The organism is Deinococcus aestuarii (assembly GCF_018863415.1).
In the GTDB taxonomy this organism is placed as follows: Bacteria; Deinococcota; Deinococci; order Deinococcales; family Deinococcaceae; genus Deinococcus; species Deinococcus aestuarii.
Map to the genome: position 1 here is coordinate 322370 of NZ_JAHKSN010000001.1, position 20421 is coordinate 342790.

Consider the following 20421-nt stretch of genomic DNA (forward strand, 5'->3'; position numbering starts at 1 on the left):
GGGCCCCCTCAGAGACGCGGGGGGCCGCTGAGCGCCACGAGCGCCCCCCAGTCGTCGGGCTGCCGGGGGTCGTCGAGGGCCGCCCTGTTCCGGCCCTCCCCGCCGCACCGCTCGCAGCGGTAGAGGATCACCCAGCCCTTCTTGCCGCTTTGCTCGACCCCGACGGGCCGCATCGGGCCCCGGCACTCGTTCGCGCGGTCGCCGGGTTGCACGTCCACGTGCAGGGAATACAGGCAGGCCGGACAGTGGTTTCGCACCGAGCCGTTGTGCAGGGGAACAACCTCTGTTCCGCAGTGGGCACAGGTGAAGCCGTGGTTGGTGTCCCGCACGGTGAAGCGCCTCGGGCCGGTCACGCGCGGCCTCCCCCGCCCCGGCGCCCCCAGCGCGAGTCGAGGAAGGCGCGGATGCTGGAGACCCCCACCAGGCACGTCCCCAGCACGAGGAAGCCCAGCCCCGCGAGGCTGATCACCCAGCCCTGCCCGTTGCTCACGCCCGCGAGCATCCCCACCACGAAGACGAGGAGCCCCGCCGCGACGCTGAAGCCCACGGTGAGCCGCCACGCCCACACGCTGCCGCGCCACACCTGCCCGAGCAGCACGGCGGTCGCCGCGGCGTACAGCAGGTTGCGCGCGAGGTGATCGGTCTGGCCCTGGAGAAGCCGCCCCAGAAAGGGCGTGGTCGCCAGCATGAACAGCCCGGCGAGCACCACCAGGGTGGGGACGCGCCCCGCCTCCGCCTGGGCCGGATCGAAGGGGGAGGCGTCACGGGGGGCCTGGGGACTCACCCCCACATTGCAGCACAGCGGCGCGCGGCGGACGGGGGGAGGGGTTACGAGGGGCGGACTTTTCTCTCCACCGAGTGCCCTGTACCCGTCGGCTCGGGGTGGGCGGCCATCTGAGTCACACGCCCCCTCTCCCGCAAGGGGCGAGGGTCAACATCCTTCGGCCAGCGGCGACTTCAACCTGCACCCTCCCTCTCTGACCCGATCTTTTGAGTCTGGTCAGGAGAAAAGCCTGTCACGTGGGGCCTGTCTTTCCCCTCCCGCTCCCGGCGGTTCCCCGGACCCGGCCCGGGGGCGGGGGGCGCGGCCGGGTCGGCGGGGAGCCACCACGGCGCGTGGATGGCGTGCGCGCGCGCCCACTCGAAGGCGAACATCCGCCCGTACTCCGCGGCCGCCCCGGCGTCGCTCGTGGCGAGGGTGTACTCGCTCAGGCCCAGGGGCCCGAAGGCCGAGTGGTGCAGGTTCTGGCTGCCGACCGTGAGCATCCCCCCGTCGATCAGGGCCGCCTTGGTGTGCAGCCCCCCCGCCGGGGCGTACCAGCGGGCCTGCACGTGGTCCGCCAGCCCCAGCGGCGCGAGTTCGGCCTCCACCCCCCGCAGGAAGGCGAGCGTCTCGGCCTGGAGCAGGGGGTCGTAGTCGAGGAGCAGCCGCAGCCGGACGCCCCGCTCGCGCACGGCCCGGACGGCGGCCCGCCACACCGGAAGCTGGAGGGCGGGCCCGCACCCGCCGGGCTCCGAGAGCTGGCCCACGCACCCCAGGGTGCCGCTCACCTGCGACTGCATCACGTCGATGCTCGTCCGCGCCGCGCCGAAGAGGGCCGTCACCGCGTCGTCGGCGTCCGTATAGCCGCTGCGGCGGTAGAGGCCGTAGACGCGGGCCGTCCCGGCGGCGGGGGCAGGGCCCGTCCAGACCAGCGGCCACGGGGAGGTGGGCCGGGAAAAGGAGCAGTCGCGGCGCAGCGTCTGCGGCGTGGGGCTTCCCCGGCAGGTCAGCCCCCGGCTGAGGACCCAGCCGTCCCGGAAGGTGGCGACCGCGTGCCGGGCGACCGGGCCGCGCACCCGCAGGGCGAGGTCGGCGAGGTCGAGGCCCCCCGGAACCTGCGCCGGGACGTGGAAGAGGCTGACGTTGAAGCCCCCCGCGAGCACCGTCTCGCCGTCTTGCACCACGAGCTTGACGTGGCTGTGGGGCAGGGCGTAGGTGTAGTTGGCAAGCTCCAGCCGCCAGCCGGGCACGGTGTCGCCGGTCAGCGGCACCCCCGCCTCCAGCAGGTGCCGCGCGGCGTGGTAGGCGTTGGCGGTCGGGTCGAGGAGGTCGCCGAGGCGGACCGAGTTCCCGAGCAGCAGGCGCACGGTGAGCCCCCCCGGGTGCCGCCCCGGGTGCGCGGCGAGGTCGCGGCGCAAGTCGGCGACGGCCCGGGCGATGGCCGCGCCGGGGGCCTCCGGGCCGTCGTCCCAGAGCATGGTGGCGATCAGAAGCTCGTGCCGCGTCCGGCGCACCTCGTCCGCCAGTTCCTCGAAGGCGCCGCCCGCGCGGGGCGGCTGGGCGCTGTAGGCGGGGTCGGGGTTCGGGAAGTGCAGCAGCCCCTCCACCCGGTTGCCGCAGCTCAGGGCCGCGCCCTGCCCCCGGGTGCGCTCGTCCAGCAGGCGGTCGAGCGGGGCGGCGGGCGGCGGGCAGGCGTTCAGGCCCAGACCGTCCAGCGGGGCGAGGGCGGGCCGGGGCAGCGGGGCGCGCACGACCTCGAAGCCCGCCGGGAAGACGGCCCGCCCCGCCCCCGCCGTCTCGCCCGCGAGCAGGGTCAGGAGGGCCAGGGCCCAGGCGAGCGGGCGGGACAGGGGGGCGGGAAGCACGGCCGCAGGCTACCCTCCGGCCCGGCCCCCGGGAGGCGAACCTCGGCACAGTCCCGGCTGCTAGCCTGAGGCCATGAGGGTCCTCAGCGTGAATGTCGGCCAGCCCACCGCCGCCCACGTGGGCAACCGCACGATTGTGACGGGCATCCGCAAGCATCCGGTGCCGGGCCGCGTCCGGGTGACGGCCCAGGGCCTCGACGGCGACCGGGTGATCAACCGCCGGCATCACGGCGGCCCCGATCAGGCCGTGTACGTCTACACCCGCGAGGATTACGACCACTGGGAGGAGACGCTGGGCCGCGCCCCCGAACCCGGCCTCTTCGGCGAGAACCTGCTCGTGGGCGGGCTCGAATCGGCGGGGGTGCGGGTCGGCGAGCGCTTCCGCGTCGGGGCCGTGCTGCTGGAGGTCACGGCGCCGCGGATTCCCTGCGGCACCCTGGGCGCCCGGATGGAGGACGCGGGCTTCGTCAAGCGCTTCGCGCAGGCCCGCCGTCCCGGCTTCTACACCCGCGTGCTGGAGACGGGCGACGTGGGCCGCGGCGACGGGGTGACCCGCGAGACCGCTGCCCCCGTGGGCGCGCCCACCGTCGCCGAGGTGTTCGACGCGTGGCTGGGGGGAAAGCCCGACCGCGCGACCCTGGAGCGTTCCCTCGCCGCCCCCCTGGCCGCCCGGTTCCGGCGGGGGCTGGAGGAGATGCTGAGCACCTGAGCGCAAGGGCAAGACGCCGGGAGCCGTCTCTGCTCCGGGGTCCCGCCCTCCTGTGCCGCCGCTACGCCCGCAGGCGGTCGCCGTACTCTTTGCGCAGCTTGGCGACCTTGGGCGCGATCACGGCCAGGCAGTAGCCCTGGCGCGGGTTGCGGGCGTAGAAGTCCTGATGGGCGTCCTCCGCGACGTAGAACTCGCCCGCGGGCTCAAGGGTGGTCACGATGGGTCGGTCGAACACGCCCTGTGCGGTCAGCTCCTGAACGACCTCGCGGGTCTCGCGCTCCTGCTCCCCGTCCAGGGGAAAGACGGCGCTGCGGTACTGGGTCCCCACGTCGCCGCCCTGGCGGTTGAGGCTGGTGGGGTCGTGTGTGGCGAAAAAGAGCGTCAGCAGGTCCCTGAAGCTGACCTGCGCCGGGTCGAAGGTGAGGCGCACCGCCTCCGCGTGCCCGGTCGTCCCCTCACACACGCTGCGGTAATCCGGGTTGGGCAGGTGCCCGCCGATGTACCCGCTCTCGACCCGGGAGACCCCCCGCACGTCCTTGAACACGGCTTCGGTACACCAGAAGCAGCCGCCCGCGAAAATGGCCTGCCGCGTGTTGCCGGAAAGGGAAGTCATGCCCCGAGTCTCGCGTCTGGCCGGCAAGAGGACGGGGGGGTGGGGCACGGTTGGGGTTCATGTTCGCCCCTCCGTCTGGACGGCCGGGCGTCCCCCAGCCTCCGAGTGCGGGAAGGGTGAGAAACGCCAGGAGCGTCTCAGCCTCTGCGGGGAGGCTTTTGGCCCCCCGGCACGCCGTCCACGCGGGGCACCACCCGCCGGGGGGAACGGGGGGTTCCCCAACGCTTAAGGTTTCTCACCATGAGAACTCTGGGGCTGCTTATCGTGTTACAAATCCTACAAACAGGGGAGGTGGGAATGACGTTTACCCCTGGATAGCCGACGCTGCCCCCGTCCGCCGCCTTTTCCCTCTCCAGAAGTGGAGGTGTGTCCCGGTCGAGACGCTGACCGACCGCGGGTTGAGTCGAGGAACCCGGAGCGTTCCCTCAGCCGATCACCGAAGAGCCCAAAACGGCGGCCAGTGGCCCGGAGCCCGTTTCGCTCCCGACCACTGTTGAGCCGCCACCCGTTGAACAGCCCCGACTGCGACATCTAGAGCCGAACGGTGAACCGATATGGCACCGGTTCACGGCATCCTAACCCGGGGGGGACACCAAAACCAGCTTGTCTGGCTTTTGGGGCAGTTCACCTTGCCGTCAGGATGTGCCCCACCTGCCACGAGGTCTACAGATGAAGGGACTGAAGTTCGTCGGTCTGGCCCTGACCGGAGCCCTGACGCTGGCGGCGTGCAGCAACACGCCCACCCCCGAGACCACCACGCCGGGCCCCATCGCCCAGCCGCCGGGCAACCCGCCCCCGACCACACCCACACCCGTGGCGGGCTGCGCCAGCATCACGGTGAATCTCCAGAATGTCGCCCCCGTGGGGGGAACGGTCGCCGCACCCGTCAACGTGCGCGACGCGGCGGGCCGGGTCGTCTTCTCGGGAACGGCGGTCAGCGGGCACAAGCTCTCGACCACGTTCGCGCCGGGGGCCTACAGCGTCAGCGCGGGGCAGATGCAGGGCTACGAGGTGGCGGCCAACACGCCGCAGTCCGTGACCCTCGACTGCGCGGCGAACAAGGACGCGGCGGTCACGCTGACCTACCGCACCGCCCAGGCGACCCAGCAGCAGGTGCGCAGCATCGCCTTGAACGGCGACACGCCCGTGACCGACGGCCAGGGGGCGGCCCTCGACGGCCTGCGCGAGGCGAACGCCAACAAGAACGTGCTGCTCTTCGCCTCCCAGACGGAGGAAGCCGTCCTCGTCGAGATGGTCGTGCGGGACGCGGGCGGCGCCCCCGTGCCCGGCGCGCGCGTCAGCATCTCCGCCGACAGCGACGACGTGACGATCATCGCGGGGCACGTGCAGCAGGGCGTCTCCGCCCGGCCCGTGCGGCTGAGTGCTCAGGCCGCAACGACCACCGCCGCCTTCTCCGACGACCAGGGCATCGTGCGCTTCACCGTGTACGCGACGAGTGCGCCCACCCAGGGCACGCCCGTGAAGTTCGTGGTGAGCGCGACCGACGCGTCCGACTCGCCCACGAGCGCCGCGCTCGCGGAATTCAAGATGTTCTTCACGAACATGAGTCACCTGTATTACAGCGGTGACACCAGCTTCGGCGCGACGACGACCACCCCGATCCCCAGCGGCCAGCGGGTGGGCGGAAACGTGGGCGCGTTCGAAAACAACTTCTTCAACGCGGGCCAGCGCCTGCACCAGTTCACCACCGTCGCCTACACCAAGCAGCCCCAGACGGGGCCCTTCCCGGTCGGCGGCGCGCAGTTCCCCGGCTTCGTTCGTTACACCCTGGTGCCCGTCGCCGGGCAGGAGTCCGACCTGCAACGGCTCTTCCTCACCACGAACGGCAGCGCGATGGGCGGCTCGGGCAGCGTGAACGCCGACGGCGGCCAGGCGGTGTACCTGCGCCCCGCCCTCGACGCGAACGCGCAGGAGCTGCCCCTCACGGCGGGCGTGCGGGCCGACTACTTCTACCGGGTGCAGTACGGCAACACGGCGTACGACTTCCTCCTCAAGAGCTACACCTTCACGAAGACCTTCAGCGGCGCCACGCTCGCCATCGAGAAGACGGGGCCGAATATCGTCACCTGGACGGGTTTCGAGCGCACGAGCCCGAACACCCCGCCCCACGATCCCTACGCCCCCGACGACGTGACCCTGCCCCCGCGTCTCGACCCCGGCACCCGCACGGCGACGACCGAGGACAACTTCGCGGTCGGCAAGACGTACACCTACACCATCCGGGTGCGCAACACCTCGACCACGGCGGCACGCGGCGTGACCGTGCGCGACGAGCTGCCCGCCGAGCTGGGCTACGTGCTCGGCAGCGCGCGGCTGGTGGACGCGGGCGGCGGGAACGCGGGCACGGTGGCCGCCGACTACGACCTGAATACCCACACCATCGACTTCAACGAGGTCGGTGACCTCGCCGCGGGCGCCGAGCTGCGCATCGCCATCGATGTGTACCCGCGCCACAAGCCCGGCTATGCCTGGAACGACAACGACCGCGACGGAAATTCCGATCCGGTCACGAACCTCCAGGGTGCCTACGGCCTCACGCCCCCCGAGTCGAGCGCCGACCTCAACGCCGAGTACGAGGACCCCTACGACATCAAGAACCGCGCCAAGGCGAGCGCGAGCAACGCCGCCGAGGTGGACAGCTACAAGTACATCAACGTCGTGCGCCCGGTCGCCCGCATCACCAAGACGGCCCTCGACCAGGAGGTCGTCTCGAACCAGCAGGCCAGCTTCCTGATCAACGTGTTCAACTTCGACCGCTCGACGGTGAACGAGCTCGACCCGCGCATCCGCACCGCGTACGCTCGCCTGAGGGGCCTGTACCCGAACGAGTACGGCCAGGAGGGCTTCCTCCAGAGCGCCCGGGTCGAGGACACCTACGGCCCCGGTTTCAGCGGCCCGGTGGCGCGCGACGCGGCGGGCAACATCATCCCGCTCGAACGCTTCGACCAGGCGAACTCGGGCGACCGCCGGGTGGGCCTGAATCTCGGCACGCTGCCTAACGGCACGTCGCGCTCGTTCACGCTGTCGCTGCGCGGCGAGGTCGTGGGCAACGGCAACGTGAACTGCGTGCGGCTGTTCGGCTGGAACCTCAACCAGCTCTACCGCGGCAACCCGGGCGAGTACCAGCAGTTCGAGGGGCCCGACAACGGCCAGCTCAATGCGCCCTACGCGCTCGACCGGGGGCGCAACTTCCTCGAAGACTGCGCTTCCGTGGACATCGTGGGCCAGCCTGCCTGGGGCCGCGACCTGTGGGACAACGTTCTTTCGAACACCGAGTTTCTCCAGGACACGCTCACCGACGCCTACCCGGTCGGCTCGCGGTACGTGTACGACCTGTACTACGAGAACGAGGGCGTCGCCCCGGCGACCAACGTGTTCGTCAACGCCTCCCTGCCGCGGATGGCGAACCTGATCAACAGCACCTCGATTCTGGTGCGCTTCCGCAACAGCGACGGCACCGTCACGGACCGCCGCGTCGACCTGCGCGACCCGTCCACCTGGACCTTCACCGCCTCGGGCTCGACGGTCACCGTGCAGCCCGCCGCCGACCAGCGCAGCTTCCGCTTCCACATCGACCGGATGGACCCCGACGACCGCATCGCCTTCGAGTTCCAGGTCGTGGCGAGCCAGAAGGGTGACGACCTCTTCACGAGCGCGATGACCTGGGATCAGGGGGGCGGGCGCACGCTGGGCGACAGCGAGCACACCATCATCACCGACTGAGCCCCGCCAGCAAGAAAGCCCCCGCCGACACGCGCGGGGGCTTTCTCCTGGGCCGTCGGGCAAGGGCAGGCTCGGGCCGCCTCCCCTCAGCGCCGACCGAAGTTCTGGGTCCAATAGTGGCCGTAACCCCCGCCCGCGTAGTACCCGACGCCGAGGTCGCGGTACGCCGCGTTCATGATGTTGGCGCAGTGGCCGGGGCTCTGGAGCCACCCGGCGACGACCGCCTCTGGGGTGGCCTGCCCGGCGGCGATGTTCTCCGCCGCCGCCGCAAAGCCCGTGTACCCGGCGGCGCGCATCCGGTCGAAGGGGCTTTGCCCGTCGGGGTTGGTATGGGCGAAGAAGTTGCGGGTCGCCATGTCCTTCGAGTGGTTGTAGGCGGCGGTGCGCAACGCGTCGTTGTAGGCCAGGGGCGCCGCCGCCGGGAAGGACTGGGTGCCGCAGGTACGGGCCTGGGCGCGGGCCTGGTTGGTGAGTTCGAGGACGCGCCCCTCGAAGGCCGAGGAGCCCGTGCTCGGGGCCGGAGCCGTGGGCGCCGGGGCCGTCGCCGCGCCCGTCACGTTGACCGTGAAGTCGAGGAAGACGGCGGAGTTGCTCCGCAGCGCGACGCGGACGGTGGTCGTCCCCGCTCCCCGGGCGGTGACCAGGCCGGATTGATCCACCGTCGCCACCGCGGGGTTGCGGCTCGTCCAGGTCACGAGGGCGGGCGTGACGGGCTGGCCGCCGTAGTAGACGGCGAGCCGGGTGGTCTGCCCGACCGTGAGGTTCACGGGGGCGGTGGCGAGCGCGGCGACCCCCGCCGACAGGCTCAGGCCCGGCTGGGCGCCGCCCGCCGCCGTGGGGCTGTCGGTCCGTCCGCAGGCGGCCAGGAGCAGGGGGGTCGAGCACAGCAGGGTCAGGAAAAGCTTGGATCGCACGCCCGCAAGGGTAATGATCCCGTCAGCTTCGGGCATGAGTTCTGACTGAGGTTTCGCCGGGATCCCTCATGAGGGGGCACGTCGGCGGGGGAAGCGAGGGGGGGGGGGGGGGGGACCGGCGGGCCCTACTGCGTCAGCAGCCGCGCCGCCACGAGCAGCACGATGCCCGCGTACACCACCTTCACGAAGCCGCTGCCGCGCAACATCGCCATGCGGGCGCCCACGAAGGCCCCGGCGGCGTTCGCCACGCCCATCGGCAGGCCGATCCACCAGACCATCTGCCCCCCGATCAGGAAGAAGAGGAAAGCCCCCAGGTTGGTGGCGAAGTTGATCGTGCGCGCGTTGCCGCTCGCCCGCACGAGGTTGAAACCCGCCAGCGCGAAGAGAAACATCAGGAAGGTGCCCGTGCCCGGCCCCAGGAAGCCGTCGTACACGCCGATCACGAACGCGCCGGGCAGGGTCAGGGCCAGGGTGCGGGCGGTCAGGCCGGGGTAACGGTTCTCCAGCCCGAAGCGTTTGTTCACCAGCACGAGCGTCCCCACGCCGAGGATCACCACGCCGATGAGGGTGCGGAAGGCGTCCGGGTCCACGAAGCGCACGAGGAAGGCGCCCAGCGCGCTCCCGATCAGGGCGAGCGGGATCAGCCGCCCCACGAGCGCGCGCTCGACGTGTCCCTTGCGCCAGTACTGCACCGTCGCGCTGCCCGAGCCGAAGATGGCGAGGAGCTTGTTCGTCGCCACCGTCTGCGCGGGCGAGAGGCCCATGAAAAACAGCGTGGGCAGCGTGATCGTGCCGCCGCCCCCCGCGATGGCGTCGATGAACCCGGCGAGAAAGGCGAGCGGGAGGCCGTAGAGGAGGACTTCGGGACCGGGCACGGGGGGAAGTATGGCGCAGGGTGGGGGGAGATGGACGCCAACGGGGAGGCTGCGGCTAGCCGGAGGGGAGTTGACCCACCCCCAGCCCAAAAAGACTTTCCAATTCCGAAACGGTGGCCTCTACCCTCGTCCAATCTGTCCTGGGCGGGAGGTCCAACCGTCCAAATGCCCTACCGCCCTGCCACTTGAGGACCGCCATCTGCGTTTGCGTCAGTCGTCCCAGCGCCGCAACTTCCCGCACACGCCCGCGCATCTCTGTCCTCAGCCGCTCCCGGAAATCCTCGACCTCGTGGAGGAAGGGAGAAAGGGAGAATTGTTGTTGGCCGAAGCTATGCACCCAGGTGGGCCGTTCGTTCTCGATGGGCGGAGGTGTTTGCCATTCCAGGGTCACCGTGTTCCGAACCCGCCAGAACCGAAGAACCGGGGTGTTGCCTTGGGAGTCGTGGAATCCGTACCCCACGTCCACCGTTCGCATCCTGCGCCACCCGTTCACCGCGATCAGTTTGGAGATCACGCTCTGTGATTTCGCCGACGCCCAGTCATTTTGGGCTCGCCACAGGGCCTGAATTTGGTGCAGCCACCTGTCCCAGACGCCCGAGGAGAGCCAGGTTGCGAAGGGCTCGGGGACAGGCTCCAGGATCGCGGGCAGGGCTTCCGAGAACTCGTCCCAGAAGTGGACCACCCGGTCCTCCATGATCTCGGCCTCCGTGCCCCAGGCGTTCGAATGCACACGCGGAACGGCACCGGCTTCCGTCTTCACCCAGTATCGCCCGGTCGTGAGCATGGACCAATTCCGCAACGGCTCGGTCACGTCGAGCCCATGCGCCTCCCACCGAGCCAGCAGAGCGGGAAGCTGTTCAAGACGGTATTGGAACAACGCGGGTCTTTCCTGCAACCCCTACTCCTGATCCTTCCCCAGCTCGCTCCCCCGCCGCGTCGCCGCCACGACTGCCCGCATGAACGCGCCGCGCACCCCCGCGACCTCCAAGGCCTCCAGCCCGGCAATCGTGGTGCCGCCCGGGCTCGACACCTCGTCCTTGAGGAGGCCGGGGTGCGCCCGCTGTTGCAGCAACTCCCCGCTGGCGACGAGGAGCTTGGCGGCGAGTTCGTGGGCGAGGGGACGGGGCAAGCCCATGCGGACACCGCCGTCCGCGAGCGCCTCGGCGACGACGGCGGCGTAGGCGGGGCCCGAGGCGCTCATGCCGGTGAAGGCGTTGAAGAGGTGTTCGGGGAGGTCGTAGGCGTCGCCCACCGAGCCGAAAAGCGTCCGGGCGAAGGCGAGGTCCCCGGCGTCCTCGGCCTCGCGGGGGGCGGTGATCGCGGTCTGGCTGCGGCCGATGGTGGCGGCGAGGTTGGGCATTACCCGGACGACGCGCCGGGTGCCGAGTCTGCGGGTGAGGGTGGCGGTGCTGACCCCCGCCATCGTGCTGATGTAGCCCGCGCTCTCCTGGGCGAGCCACTCGCTGATCTCGGGAAAGACGCGCGGCTGCACGCTCACCAGGATGCGCTCGGCGCCCGCGAGGTCGGCGCGGGTGACGACGCGGGCTCCCGTGCGGGCGGCGAGGTCGGCGGCGCGGGAGGCGTTGGCGTCGAGCAGGCCGATGTCACCGGGATGCAGCACGCCGCGCGACGTGACCCCCTCCAGAAGCGCGAGGCCGAGTTTGCCGACGCCGACGATGGCGAGTCTCATGCGGGGAGTATAGGAGGGGGGCCGTGGGGGCCGCCCACCCCTTGCCTACCCGGACCCGCGCCGCGCCCGGTCAGGCCGGGAGGGAGGGGGTGCCCTCGCCGGGCAGCTCGGTCAGGGTGAGAAACGCTTCCAGCAACTCCGGGTCGAGGTGCCTGCCCGCCATGCGGCGCAGCTCGGCAAGGGCGTCCTCGTGGGTCCACGACGGCTTGTATGGGCGCTCGCTCGTGAGGGCGTCGTACACGTCCACGACCGTGAAGAGCCGGGCGAGCAGGGGAATCTCCTCGCCGCGCAACCCGTCGGGGTAACCGCGCCCGTCCCAGCGCTCGTGGTGGTGGCGCACGACCTCCAGCACCTCGCCCGGCACGAAGCCCTGCTCGCGCAGGATGAATTCGCCGATGGTGACGTGCCCGCGCATCAGTTCGCGCTCGATGGGGGTCAGCGGCCCGCGCTTGAGCAGCACCGCGTCGGGAATGGCGATCTTGCCGAGGTCGTGCAGGTACGCGCCCCAGCGCAGGTGCGCGAGGTCGCCGTACTCCAGGTCGAGGTGGGTGCCCAGCCGCAGGGCGAGGGCCGTCACCCGGTCGGTGTGGCCCTTGGTCTCGTAGGAACGGTACTCGAGCACCTTGCCCAGGACGTGGAAGGCCTGCTCGCGGGTGTGCGCCAGGGTCCGCAGCGCCGCCTGCCGCTCGGCGGCCTGCCCCACCCGCTCGGCGAGCAGGGCGAGCAGGCCCGGCGTCTCGGGCGCGGGCTGCGCTCCAGCGCGGGTGTCGAGCAGCGCGAGCACGCCCGTCGTCCCCCCGGCCCCCTGCACCGGGGTCAGCAGCGCGCTCGTCAGCGGCGTCGGCAGCAGCGGGTGGGGCGAGGTCAGCGAGAGGGGCTCGCCCCCCCGGGTCACCCGGCGCACCATCTCGGGCGGCACGCGCAGGGGGGGCAGGCCGCCCCCGCTCTCGCCCCCGCCGACCTGCACCAGGGTCGAGACCTCGCCCGCGCCCGGCCTGAGGCCCGGCGTGCCGCGCACGGTCAGGTAGGCGCCCGCCTCCGCGCCGCCCCCGCCGATCAGGTGGCTCAGGCCGCGCTCGGCGAGGGCCGAGGACACGTCCGTCTCGCCCAGGCTGCGCAGGAGACTGGCGGCCGTGCGCTGGCCCCCCTCGCCGCGGGGGGCGTCGGGGCCCAGGCTCTGGAGCAGGGCGGGGTGCCGGGCCGCGTCGAGCAGGGCCGCCCACCCCTCGGTCCCGGGGCGGTGGGGCTGGTACGGGCACGCGAAGACCCACGCCCCCCGCAGCGGCCCGGCGGCGCCCAGCGGCACCACGAGCAAAAATCCCCGCTCGCTTTGCCACCCGGGCAGGGACAGCAGGTACGGGGTGGGGTCGGGGCCGGCGGCGAGGCGGCGCAGCAGCGAGGGGCGCACCTGAGCGCGCACCGACGCCTCGCTCAGGCTGCCGATGGTCACCAGCTCGCCGGGGAAGGGGTCATCCGCCCCTCCCCGCCCCGGCTCGCCCTCCGCCCCGGCCTCGACGGCCACGAGGGCGGCGCCGCTCGCGCCCAGCAGGCGCATGGCGGCGTGCAGGGGCGCGTCGGGAAGGGCGGCGCGGGTGGCGAGGGCGAGCAGTTGGCGGTGCAGCTCGGCGGCGAGGCGTCCGGCCCGGGCCCGGCGCTCGGCCTCGCCCCGCTCGCGCGCCTGCCGCGAGACGTGCGCCAGAAGCTGCGCGGCGGCCACGGCGTCCCCCCGCACCGGGGGGGTGAGGCGTCCGTGCCACTCCACCCGGCCGCAGAGCGTGTCGCCGTCCAGCACGGGCAGCGAGAGCGAACCCGCCCCCCCGCCCTCCTGCCAGCCGAGGTGGACGGTGTGCAGCGCCGTGCCGTCACTCAGCCGCAGGCGCACCCGCCCGCCATCCCGCGCGAGCCACCCGGCGGCGGCGTGCAGCGCCTCGGCGAAGGGCAGGGCCAGCCAGCCCAGCAGGGCCGGGGGGACGAACACGGGGGCAGGCGGTGGCGGGTTGGGCACGCCCGGCGAGGGCGGCGCGGGCCAGCACAGCCGCAGCTCGTCGGGTCGGTCGGGATCCAGGAGGAGGGCGGCGCTCGGGGCCCGGCGGTGCAGGCCGGGCAGCCGCAGCCCCGGCAGGACGCCCCCCGGCAAGCGGGCGAAGCCGGTCAGAAAGGCGCGGGTGAGGCCGGGCTCGGTGAGGTCGGGCAGCCACGCCAGCGCCGCGCGGGCCTGGGCCGGGGAGTCCGCGTGCAGGGTCAGGGTGCCGCTTTGCCGCCAGCGCAGCCGCACGCTGCCGGGCGACACCCGGGCGGGGAAGGCAGGAGGAGCCTCGCCCGCGGGCTCCCCGCCCGGCAGGCCGAGGCCCCCCCTTCCCCGGGGGCGGGCGGCCCGGGAACTCGACGGGGTGACGGCGGGGGCGTTGACTCGGCTGGGCTTCACAGGGGCGTTCCTCTTCCGGGCAGGGCGCCCTTTTGGGGACTATTTCACGTTCCCACGTTAGAAGTATTCGGTCACGGGCAATTGCATCACGAACGTCCCCAGTTGCCAAGCGGTCATGTCCGGTCGCCACCTCCTGCTGCCCGCGCCCGCACTACACTCGGCCCATGCTCGTGTACCACCTGCCCGGCACCCTGGACACCCGCGAAGCCGACCTCGACCTGCTGTGGGAGGCGGGCGCCACCGGCCTGGAGGAGCGTGCGGGCACCATCCGCGCCTACTTCGCCGCGCCAGCCGAGCTGCCCGGTCCCGTCGCGGACGGCGAGTGGCGCGAGGAGGCCGACCAGGACTGGCAGGCGGAATTCAGGCGCACCCTGCGCCCGGTGCGGGCGGGCCGCGTGACCATCGTGCCGCCGTGGCTGCGGGGCGAGGTGGAACCGGGCCAGCTTCCCCTGGTCATCGAGCCCGGCATGGCCTTCGGGACGGGGCACCACGAGACGACGCGGCTGGCGGTGGAGGCGCTGTCGGGGCTGAAGCTGGCGGGGCTGGGGCCGAACGGGACGGGGGCGCGGGTGCTCGACGTGGGCACCGGGAGCGGCGTGCTCGCCATCGCGGCGGCGCTGCTGGGCGCGCGCTTCGCCCTGGGGGTGGACATCGACCCCATTACCATCCCGATTGCCAGGGAAAATGCCGTGGTCAACGGGGTCCCGGCGGGGCGCGTCCGCTTCGAGGAGGGCACGCTGGGCGAGGGTCCGCTCACCTTTCCGGAGGAGGGGGTGGACACCTACGACGTGCTCGTCGCCAACCTGTACGCCGAGCTGCACGACCTCCTCGCCGGGGCCTACGCCGCCGAGGTGCGGCCCGGGGCGCCCTTGGTGCTGACCGGCATCCTGACCGCGAGGCTCCCCCTCGTGCGGGACGCACTCGCCCGCGAGGACTTCACGGGCGTGCGCGAGACGCTCGACGGCGAGTGGGCGCTCGTCACCGCCCGCGCCCCCGCACGCTGATGGCCCCCCACCGCGTCCGGGTGGACGCCCTGACCCCCGAGATGACGCTCGGTCCCCGCGAGGCGCGGCACCTCCACGTCCTGCGGCTGCGCGAGGGCGACCCGGTGCGCGTGTTCGACGGCCGGGGCGCCGAGGCCGCGGCGACGGTAACCCTGCTGGACGACGCGCGGGCCGTGCTGACGCTGGGTGAGCGCCTCGTGGGCGCCGCCGAGACGCCGCAGCCCGTGACCCTCGCCGCGCCGCTCCTCAAGGGGGACAAGCTCGCCGACGTGGTGCGGGCCGCCACCGAACTCGGTGCCTCGCGCGTGCAGCTCGTGGTCACCCGCCACGCCGACGCCCGCGAGATCGGGGACCAGAAGCTCCAGAGGCTGCGCCGCGTCGCCGGGGAGGCGAGCAGACAGTCGCGCCGCGCCGTCACGCCCGAGGTCCTCTCCCCCGTCCCCCTCGCGGACTGGAGGTGGGAGGGCCGCCTCTTCGTCGCGCAGCCCGGTGCTGCGGCGCGCCTGACCGACCACCTGAGCTGGGACGCGCCCGTGACCCTCCTCACCGGCCCCGAGGGCGGGCTCTCGGACGCGGAGGTCGCCGCCCTGGAGGCACGCGGCGCGCTCGCGGTCACCCTCGGCCCCCGCATCCTGCGCGCGGAGACGGCCCCGCTGGCGCTGCTGGGGGCGCTGGTGGCGACGGGGGTGTGAGGGGGAGTCGGCGGGCTCGTCCCCGTCCGGCGGCGACCCCCACCCGCGTCACCCGGGACGACGGAACAGGGCGACGTTGAGAAAATCCATCGAGAACACGGCCCCCGTTTCCTGGTCGGGGGAAGGCATCGGGCCACTGTCGAGAAGCTCCAGGGAAGCGAACACCGCGCGCAGGTCGGCCGGGCTGTACGCGATGCCCCCTTCGAGCCTCCCCTGTCTCAGGAGCGTCAGGTCGTCGGCCTCCGTGCCCATCCTGCCCGGGGCGAACGTGCAGATTCCGAAGAGCCCGCCGGGCCGCAGACACGCCGCCAGGGCGCCCAGGTACGACAACCTCCGGTGCGGCGGGAGGTGATGGAAGCACCCGGAGTCGTAGACGAGATCGAACGGGCCTCCCGGAATCTCTTCCCGGAGAACGTCGCACTCGGCGAAAGAGGCGCCGACGCCGGAAGACCGTTCCCGTGCCCGGCTCACCGCGTGGGGCGAAAGGTCGATGCCGGTCGCGCGGTAGCCCTGACGCGCCAGCCAGCGGGTATTCCGGCCCAGGCCACAGCCGATGTCGAGCGCCGCCCTCCCCTCGCCGCCCGGCAGGAGACCACGCCTGCTCCAGACCACCAGATTCGCGTCGGGCAGGTCGGTCTTCAGGGGATGATCCGGCTGGCTGAAGATCCGGGCCCAGGGATCACCCGGCTCCCGCCTGGTCAGGTCCGAGCCGTCGCCAAACAGCCGGTCGAGGGTGCTCAGGAGTTGATCCAGGGTCGCCACACGCACCTCGCCATCGTAGCTTTTCCGCGTGTGGGAACGACATTTTCCCCGGTCGCCCCGCGGTGGACGGCCGGACCGACCCTGACCCCTCTCACCCCCGCCTCCTACAATCCCCCCATGCCCCGCCCCACCCGCCTCCTGCTGCTGGCGTGCCTGCTCGCGCCCGCCCTCTCCGGCTGCCGCTACGCCTTCTTGCCCGTGGTGCCCGCGCCCGTCCAGGTCACGCTGCCCACGCGGGTGACGGCGGCGACCCTGGAGCGCGACGGGGACGCCCTCGTGCTGCGGGCGCGGGTGGACGGGCAGTTCACGCCGGGCTACCTGGGCGTCGTGTGGTTCGACGGGGCGCGCGAACTCGGACGCGACAGCGTGTACCTCGACCCGGCGCAGCGCGAGGCGACCTTCCGGCTCGACGCCCCCGACCCCGGCGCCTTCCGGGCGGTGATCTCCTTCGGCGGCAATGTGCTGCGGCAGGTCGAGCTGTACGAGGTGCAGCCGTGAGGGAGGTCGTCGGCATCGTCGAGTGGCCGCGCGGCGAGCTGGAACGGTTCGTCCTGCGCGGGCGGGAGGTCGTGCCCCTGCGCCGGGAGGCGCGGCCCGCCCCCGTCAACTACGGCTGCCTGCCCGGAACCCTCAACCCCGCCGATGGGGCCGAGGTGGACGCCGTGTGGATGGGCGAACCGCGTCCCGTGGGCCAGCGCGTGAGCGCCGCCCCTTCCGGCCTGCTCCATCTGGCCGACGGGGACCACAAGGTCGTCTTCGGGCTGGCGGCGGCGGGCGAGGTGGCCGCCCTCCTCGCCTGGTTTCCCCCGGAACGCGGGGCGCGGCTCCTCGGCCCGGGGGACGCGGCGGCGTGGCTGGCGTCCCTGGCGGATCGGGAAACGACCCTGAGCCACCCCCGCTGACCTCGCTTGCGTCTGGAAGCTGGGCGCTGGACGCTCCTAATTCAGCCCCGCGAGCCCCGCGTCCGCCCGCTTCCAGTCCTGCGCGAGCCGGACGGTCCGGCCCGCCGCCCACGCGAGGGCGTCGCTGTTGGGGTACGAGACGGCGCTGTGGTCCTCACGCCCCGAGACGAACACCTCGAGGCCGCGCGTGCTCCCGTCGGGGCGGGCGTTGCGGGTGGGGTCGAAGAGGTAGTTCAGGAGGTAACCGCCGCTCTCGCTGGCGCGGGCGGGGAGGCGCTTGCTCAGGACTTCGAGGTGGCGGGCCACGTTCGGCCACACGACGTCCTTGTTCCGCAGGGTGCGGCCCGGCACCCGCACGAGGTCGCAGGCGGTCAGGGCGGAGGGCGTGCCGCTCGTCCCCGGGGGCTGGGCGCGCAGGGCGGCGCCGTGATCGGAGCGCCACGCCGCGCAGATGCCGTCGAGGTCGATCTGGAGCGCAAAGGGCACGTCCGGGTTCACGCGGGCGAGGTGGTGCAGCCACGCCACTCCCTGCGAGTGCCCCAGCAGCACGAGCCGGGGCGGGCGGGGCTTCTCCAGCCAGACCTCCCGCATCCGGGCGAAGTCCGCCGCCAGCGCCGCGTACCCCCGCTGCTCGGCCCGCGCCTGCCGGGAAACGTAGGTCGCGGCGGCGTTCGAGGCGTACCCGGCGACCTGCACCCGGTAGCCCACCCCCGCGATGGCGTCCGCGAGCAGATCCACCGTGCCCCGCGAGGTGAGGTAGTCCCAGTTGTCGCGCGGGGGGAGGCAGGGGGGGGCACACCGCCCCGACACGCTCAGGATCACCACGTCGGGCACCGGACCGCTCAGGTCGAGGGCGGGCGCCCGGGCGGGCCGCACCGTCACGGGCGCGCAGCCCGCGAGCGTGACCGCCAGCGTGAGCAGGGGGGCGAGGAGGCGGGCCGGGGGCATCGGCGCCCAGTCTAGGCAGCGCGCGGGGCGAGACCGTGGGCCGGGGCGTGCCTCGTCTAGCCGCCCCCGGCAGGGGGGTCGTCGGGGCGGGCCCGGTAGAGCTTGGCGGGCCGACCGGCGAGCCCGTACTGGTGGTCGAGGCTCGCCCGCCCCACCCGCACGAGGTGTTCGAGGTAACGCCACGCGGTCACCCGCGAGAGCTGCGTGCGGTCGCCGACCTCCTCGGCGCTCAGGGCCCCCGGCGCCCCCGTGAGGACCTGCGCCACCCGCTCCAGCGTGTGGGGGTCGATTCCGCGCGGCAGCGGCTCGGGGGCGCCCGGCCCGGTTCCCGCCCCGAGCAGGCGGTCGAGGTGGGCCTGGTCGAGGGTTCCCCGCGCGGTGCGGCGGGCGCGGTGCCGGGCGACCACCTCCGCGAGCCGCGCCCCCGTGAAGGGCTTGATCAGGTAGTCGAAGGCCCCCTGCGCCAGGGCCGTGCGGACCGAGGCCTCGTCATCGGCGGCGGTGATCAGGGCCACGTCGGTCGTGCGGCCCTGGGCCCGCCAGTGGCGCAGCAGGCCCAGCCCGCTTCCGTCGGGCAGGTACACGTCGAGCAGGATCAGGTCGGGGGCGAGCGCCTGCGCCAGGGCGTCCCCCTGCGCGAGCGTCGCCGCGCTGCCGACCACGTGCACGTCGGGGTCGCGCTCCAGGAGGTCACGGTTCACCCGCGCGACCCGCAGGTCGTCCTCGACGAGCAGCACCCGCACCCGCGTCACACGCGCTCCAGGGGGGTGTGGACCGGCGTCGGGAGGCTCACCTGGAAGACCGTCCGCCCGCCGCGCCGGGTGTAGCGGACCGTGCCGCCGAGGGCCGACACCCGCGCCGAGACCCCCGCCAGCCCGTAGCCGCGCCCCTCCCCCTTGCTGCTCGCCCCCCGGGTGAAGAGCCGGGCGGCCAGTTCCTCGGGCATGCCGGGGCCGTCGTCCTGCACCTCGATCTGCGCGCCCTCGGGGTCCTCGCCGATCAAGACGGTGACGGTGCCGGGACGCCCCCCCAGCGCCTCGAAGGCGTTCTCGGTGAGGTTGCCCACGGCGGTGACGAGCGTGTCGGCGTGCCGCTCCCAGACGGGCGAGAGGCCGCTTTCCTGGGCGACCCGGAAGTCGATCCCGAGTTCCTGCGCCCGCTCGCGCTTCCCGGCGAGGAGGGCGACGAGGCGGGGCACCTGCACGTCGCGCAGCAGGGAGCGGAACTGCGCGTCCGCCTCGATCTCGGCGCTGAGCAGCCGCAGCGCCTCCTGCGGGCGCCCGAGTTGCAGCAGGCCCGACAGGACGTGCAGGCGGTTCTGGTACTCGTGCGTCTGGGCCCGCAGCACGTCCACGAAGCCGCGGGCGTGGGTGAGTTCGTCGGCCAGGGCCAGCGCCTCCGCCCGGTCGCGGAAGGAGGCGACGAAGCCTCCCCCCTCCAGCGGCTCCACGTTCACGAGGACGGGCTGTCCTCTCAAGGTCAGTTCCACGTTCTGCTGCCGGACCACGGGCAGCGCGGCGAGTTCGGGCCACACGGCAAAGAGGCGGTAGGGCGCCTGGGCACCCGGCGACAGCCCCTCCCCCGCCCGGTCGCTGGCGAGGGTGACGCAGCCCTGGGCGTCCACCGCGATCACCCCCTCCCGCAGCGCCGCGAGGACCGCCCGGTGCTGGCCCACCAGGGCGGCGATCTGCTCGGGTTCGAGGTTCAGAATGGAGGCCCGCAGCCGCCGCGCGGTCCACACCGCCCCCACCGTGCCCAGCCCGAGGGCGAGCAGGAACCACGGGGCGAGGCTGAGCAGCGCCTGCGCGACGAGGTGCCACGCCTGCGGCATCAGGTAGCCCGTGCTCACCACGCCGACGACCCGCCCGCCCGGCACGCCGTCTGCCCACACCGGGACCTTGCCCCGCACGCTCACGCCGAGGCTGCCCCGCGCCACGCTCACGACCTCCCGGCCCGCCAGGGGTTCTCCGTTGTCCCCCCCCTCCATCGGCTGCCCCAGCCGCTCGGGCACGGGGTGCGAGAGCCGGATGCCCCGCACGTTCCCGACGACGATGAAATCCGCCTCCGCCCCCTCGCGCAGGGCGCCCACCTGGGCGTTGAGCGCCGGGTTCGGCCCCCCGGCCTCCGCCCCCCGGACGACGATGGGCAGCCGCGCCACGAGGCGGCTCGTCGTGATCGCCCGCTCGCCCAGCCGCTCGCGGGCCTGGGTGTAGAGGTAGGCGGTCTGCACGCCCACGAGCGCGGCCGTCATCGCGCACAACACCAGCAGGTGCAGCCGCACGAGGCGGCCCTGCAAGCCCAGACGGGACGGAACGCGCAGACTTCGCACCATGCGTTCCCCCCATTCTAGGGACCGCCCGGACCCCGCCCCCCTTTGCGTGCATTGCGTTCAGCCGTGTAAATAACGCGCCCCAAAAAGTGCGCACTGGACGGCAAAAACGCTTGCGTCCGCCCCGACGTTCAGGTAGGCTGGAAACCGCTACTACAGCCCAGACCCGCGTGGCCCCGTGCCGCG

General features: G+C 73.1%; 19 protein-coding genes. 6 read left to right on the top strand and 13 right to left on the bottom strand.

Going from position 1 to position 20421, the window contains the following annotated elements; genetic code table 11:
- Window positions 1–8 precede the first annotated feature (8 nt).
- The 3 genes from IC605_RS01540 to IC605_RS01550 all read right to left on the bottom strand — a co-directional run bounded on the left by IC605_RS01540 (window position 9) and on the right by IC605_RS01550 (window position 2628).
- Window positions 9–353: an RNHCP domain-containing protein gene (locus IC605_RS01540; RefSeq protein ID WP_216317966.1), complete on the bottom strand. Its 345-nt coding sequence runs from the start codon at window positions 351–353 to the stop codon at window positions 9–11.
- Entirely contained in the window at window positions 350–784 is a 435-nt protein-coding gene (locus IC605_RS01545; protein WP_343216463.1) for a hypothetical protein, read from the bottom strand. Before IC605_RS01545 ends, IC605_RS01540 begins: the two co-directional genes overlap by 4 nt.
- A gap of 173 nt (window positions 785–957) precedes the next feature.
- Window positions 958–2628, bottom strand: coding sequence for a phospholipase D-like domain-containing protein (locus IC605_RS01550; RefSeq protein ID WP_216317969.1), 1671 nt, complete (start codon window positions 2626–2628; stop codon window positions 958–960).
- 73 nt (window positions 2629–2701) lie between these two features.
- Here IC605_RS01550 and IC605_RS01555 point away from each other — a divergent pair, with 73 nt between their 5' ends.
- On the top strand, window positions 2702–3337 hold the full coding sequence (locus tag IC605_RS01555; protein WP_216317971.1) for an MOSC domain-containing protein: 636 nt from the start codon (window positions 2702–2704) through the stop codon (window positions 3335–3337).
- Between the two features lie 61 nt (window positions 3338–3398).
- On the opposite strand, the gene msrA is transcribed toward IC605_RS01555, so the two are convergent.
- Window positions 3399–3950 carry a peptide-methionine (S)-S-oxide reductase MsrA gene (msrA, locus tag IC605_RS01560; protein WP_216317974.1) on the bottom strand — a complete coding sequence of 184 codons (552 nt, stop codon included), beginning with the start codon at window positions 3948–3950 and terminating at the stop codon, window positions 3399–3401.
- 669 nt (window positions 3951–4619) lie between these two features.
- Between msrA and IC605_RS01565 the strand changes: the two genes are divergently transcribed.
- Complete coding sequence (locus IC605_RS01565) at window positions 4620–7694, top strand: DUF11 domain-containing protein (RefSeq protein ID WP_216317977.1); 3075 nt, start codon at window positions 4620–4622, stop codon at window positions 7692–7694.
- An 86-nt stretch (window positions 7695–7780) separates the two neighbouring features.
- Here the strand turns inward: IC605_RS01565 and IC605_RS01570 are convergent, their stop codons facing one another.
- The 5 genes from IC605_RS01570 to IC605_RS25345 form a co-directional block, all read right to left on the bottom strand.
- Window positions 7781–8608 carry a CAP domain-containing protein gene (locus tag IC605_RS01570; protein ID WP_343216464.1) on the bottom strand — a complete coding sequence of 276 codons (828 nt, stop codon included), beginning with the start codon at window positions 8606–8608 and terminating at the stop codon, window positions 7781–7783.
- Between the two features lie 125 nt (window positions 8609–8733).
- On the bottom strand, window positions 8734–9483 hold the full coding sequence (locus tag IC605_RS01575) for a TSUP family transporter (RefSeq protein ID WP_216317981.1): 750 nt from the start codon (window positions 9481–9483) through the stop codon (window positions 8734–8736).
- A gap of 55 nt (window positions 9484–9538) precedes the next feature.
- Window positions 9539–10378 (bottom strand): DUF5984 family protein, encoded by an 840-nt coding sequence (locus tag IC605_RS01580; RefSeq protein WP_343216465.1) that lies wholly within the window; start codon window positions 10376–10378, stop codon window positions 9539–9541.
- Between the two features lie 3 nt (window positions 10379–10381).
- Window positions 10382–11173 (bottom strand): pyrroline-5-carboxylate reductase, encoded by a 792-nt coding sequence (proC, locus tag IC605_RS01585; RefSeq protein WP_216317985.1) that lies wholly within the window; start codon window positions 11171–11173, stop codon window positions 10382–10384.
- Between the two features lie 70 nt (window positions 11174–11243).
- Window positions 11244–13598, bottom strand: coding sequence for an HD-GYP domain-containing protein (locus tag IC605_RS25345; RefSeq protein WP_343216466.1), 2355 nt, complete (start codon window positions 13596–13598; stop codon window positions 11244–11246).
- Window positions 13599–13762: 164 nt separating this feature from the next.
- Between IC605_RS25345 and IC605_RS01595 the strand changes: the two genes are divergently transcribed.
- Together IC605_RS01595 and IC605_RS01600 are read left to right on the top strand one after the other, a co-directional pair.
- Window positions 13763–14602, top strand: coding sequence for a 50S ribosomal protein L11 methyltransferase (locus IC605_RS01595; protein ID WP_216317986.1), 840 nt, complete (start codon window positions 13763–13765; stop codon window positions 14600–14602).
- A complete protein-coding gene (locus IC605_RS01600) occupies window positions 14602–15294 on the top strand; it encodes a 16S rRNA (uracil(1498)-N(3))-methyltransferase (RefSeq protein WP_216317989.1) in 693 nt (230 codons plus the stop codon). The genes IC605_RS01595 and IC605_RS01600 overlap by 1 nt, the downstream gene beginning before the upstream one ends.
- Before the next feature lie 48 nt (window positions 15295–15342).
- Here the strand turns inward: IC605_RS01600 and IC605_RS01605 are convergent, their stop codons facing one another.
- Window positions 15343–16062, bottom strand: a complete 720-nt coding sequence (locus IC605_RS01605; protein WP_216317991.1) for a class I SAM-dependent methyltransferase — start codon at window positions 16060–16062, stop codon at window positions 15343–15345.
- 111 nt (window positions 16063–16173) lie between these two features.
- Here IC605_RS01605 and IC605_RS01610 point away from each other — a divergent pair, with 111 nt between their 5' ends.
- Both IC605_RS01610 and IC605_RS01615 read left to right on the top strand, forming a co-directional pair.
- The gene (locus IC605_RS01610; protein ID WP_216317993.1) at window positions 16174–16554 is read left to right on the top strand and encodes a hypothetical protein; all 381 of its coding nucleotides are present in this window, start codon (window positions 16174–16176) and stop codon (window positions 16552–16554) included.
- Complete coding sequence (locus tag IC605_RS01615) at window positions 16551–16958, top strand: inorganic diphosphatase (protein ID WP_216317995.1); 408 nt, start codon at window positions 16551–16553, stop codon at window positions 16956–16958. Before IC605_RS01610 ends, IC605_RS01615 begins: the two co-directional genes overlap by 4 nt.
- 36 nt (window positions 16959–16994) lie before the next feature.
- Here IC605_RS01615 and IC605_RS01620 read toward each other — a convergent pair whose 3' ends face one another.
- From IC605_RS01620 to IC605_RS01630, 3 genes are read right to left on the bottom strand one after another with little or no spacing between them, the layout of a single operon-like run.
- A complete protein-coding gene (locus IC605_RS01620) occupies window positions 16995–17906 on the bottom strand; it encodes a hypothetical protein (protein WP_216317997.1) in 912 nt (303 codons plus the stop codon).
- A gap of 56 nt (window positions 17907–17962) precedes the next feature.
- On the bottom strand, window positions 17963–18658 hold the full coding sequence (locus IC605_RS01625) for a response regulator transcription factor (RefSeq protein ID WP_216317999.1): 696 nt from the start codon (window positions 18656–18658) through the stop codon (window positions 17963–17965).
- A complete protein-coding gene (locus tag IC605_RS01630; RefSeq protein ID WP_216318001.1) occupies window positions 18655–20238 on the bottom strand; it encodes an ATP-binding protein in 1584 nt (527 codons plus the stop codon). The genes IC605_RS01625 and IC605_RS01630 overlap by 4 nt, the downstream gene beginning before the upstream one ends.
- Window positions 20239–20421 lie beyond the last annotated feature (183 nt).

Excerpts from the sequence above, each read along its gene's own strand:
- IC605_RS01555 (WP_216317971.1), top strand. The coding sequence starts at position 2,702 with ATGAGGGTCCTCAGCGTGAATGTCGGCCAGCCCACCGCCGCCCACGTG.
- msrA (WP_216317974.1), bottom strand. The coding sequence starts at position 3,950 with ATGACTTCCCTTTCCGGCAACACGCGGCAGGCCATTTTCGCGGGCGGC.
- IC605_RS01565 (WP_216317977.1), top strand. The coding sequence starts at position 4,620 with ATGAAGGGACTGAAGTTCGTCGGTCTGGCCCTGACCGGAGCCCTGACG.
- proC (WP_216317985.1), bottom strand. The coding sequence starts at position 11,173 with ATGAGACTCGCCATCGTCGGCGTCGGCAAACTCGGCCTCGCGCTTCTG.
- IC605_RS01595 (WP_216317986.1), top strand. The coding sequence starts at position 13,763 with ATGCTCGTGTACCACCTGCCCGGCACCCTGGACACCCGCGAAGCCGAC.
- IC605_RS01600 (WP_216317989.1), top strand. The coding sequence starts at position 14,602 with ATGGCCCCCCACCGCGTCCGGGTGGACGCCCTGACCCCCGAGATGACG.
- IC605_RS01610 (WP_216317993.1), top strand. The coding sequence starts at position 16,174 with ATGCCCCGCCCCACCCGCCTCCTGCTGCTGGCGTGCCTGCTCGCGCCC.
- IC605_RS01620 (WP_216317997.1), bottom strand. The coding sequence starts at position 17,906 with ATGCCCCCGGCCCGCCTCCTCGCCCCCCTGCTCACGCTGGCGGTCACG.
- IC605_RS01630 (WP_216318001.1), bottom strand. The coding sequence starts at position 20,238 with ATGGTGCGAAGTCTGCGCGTTCCGTCCCGTCTGGGCTTGCAGGGCCGC.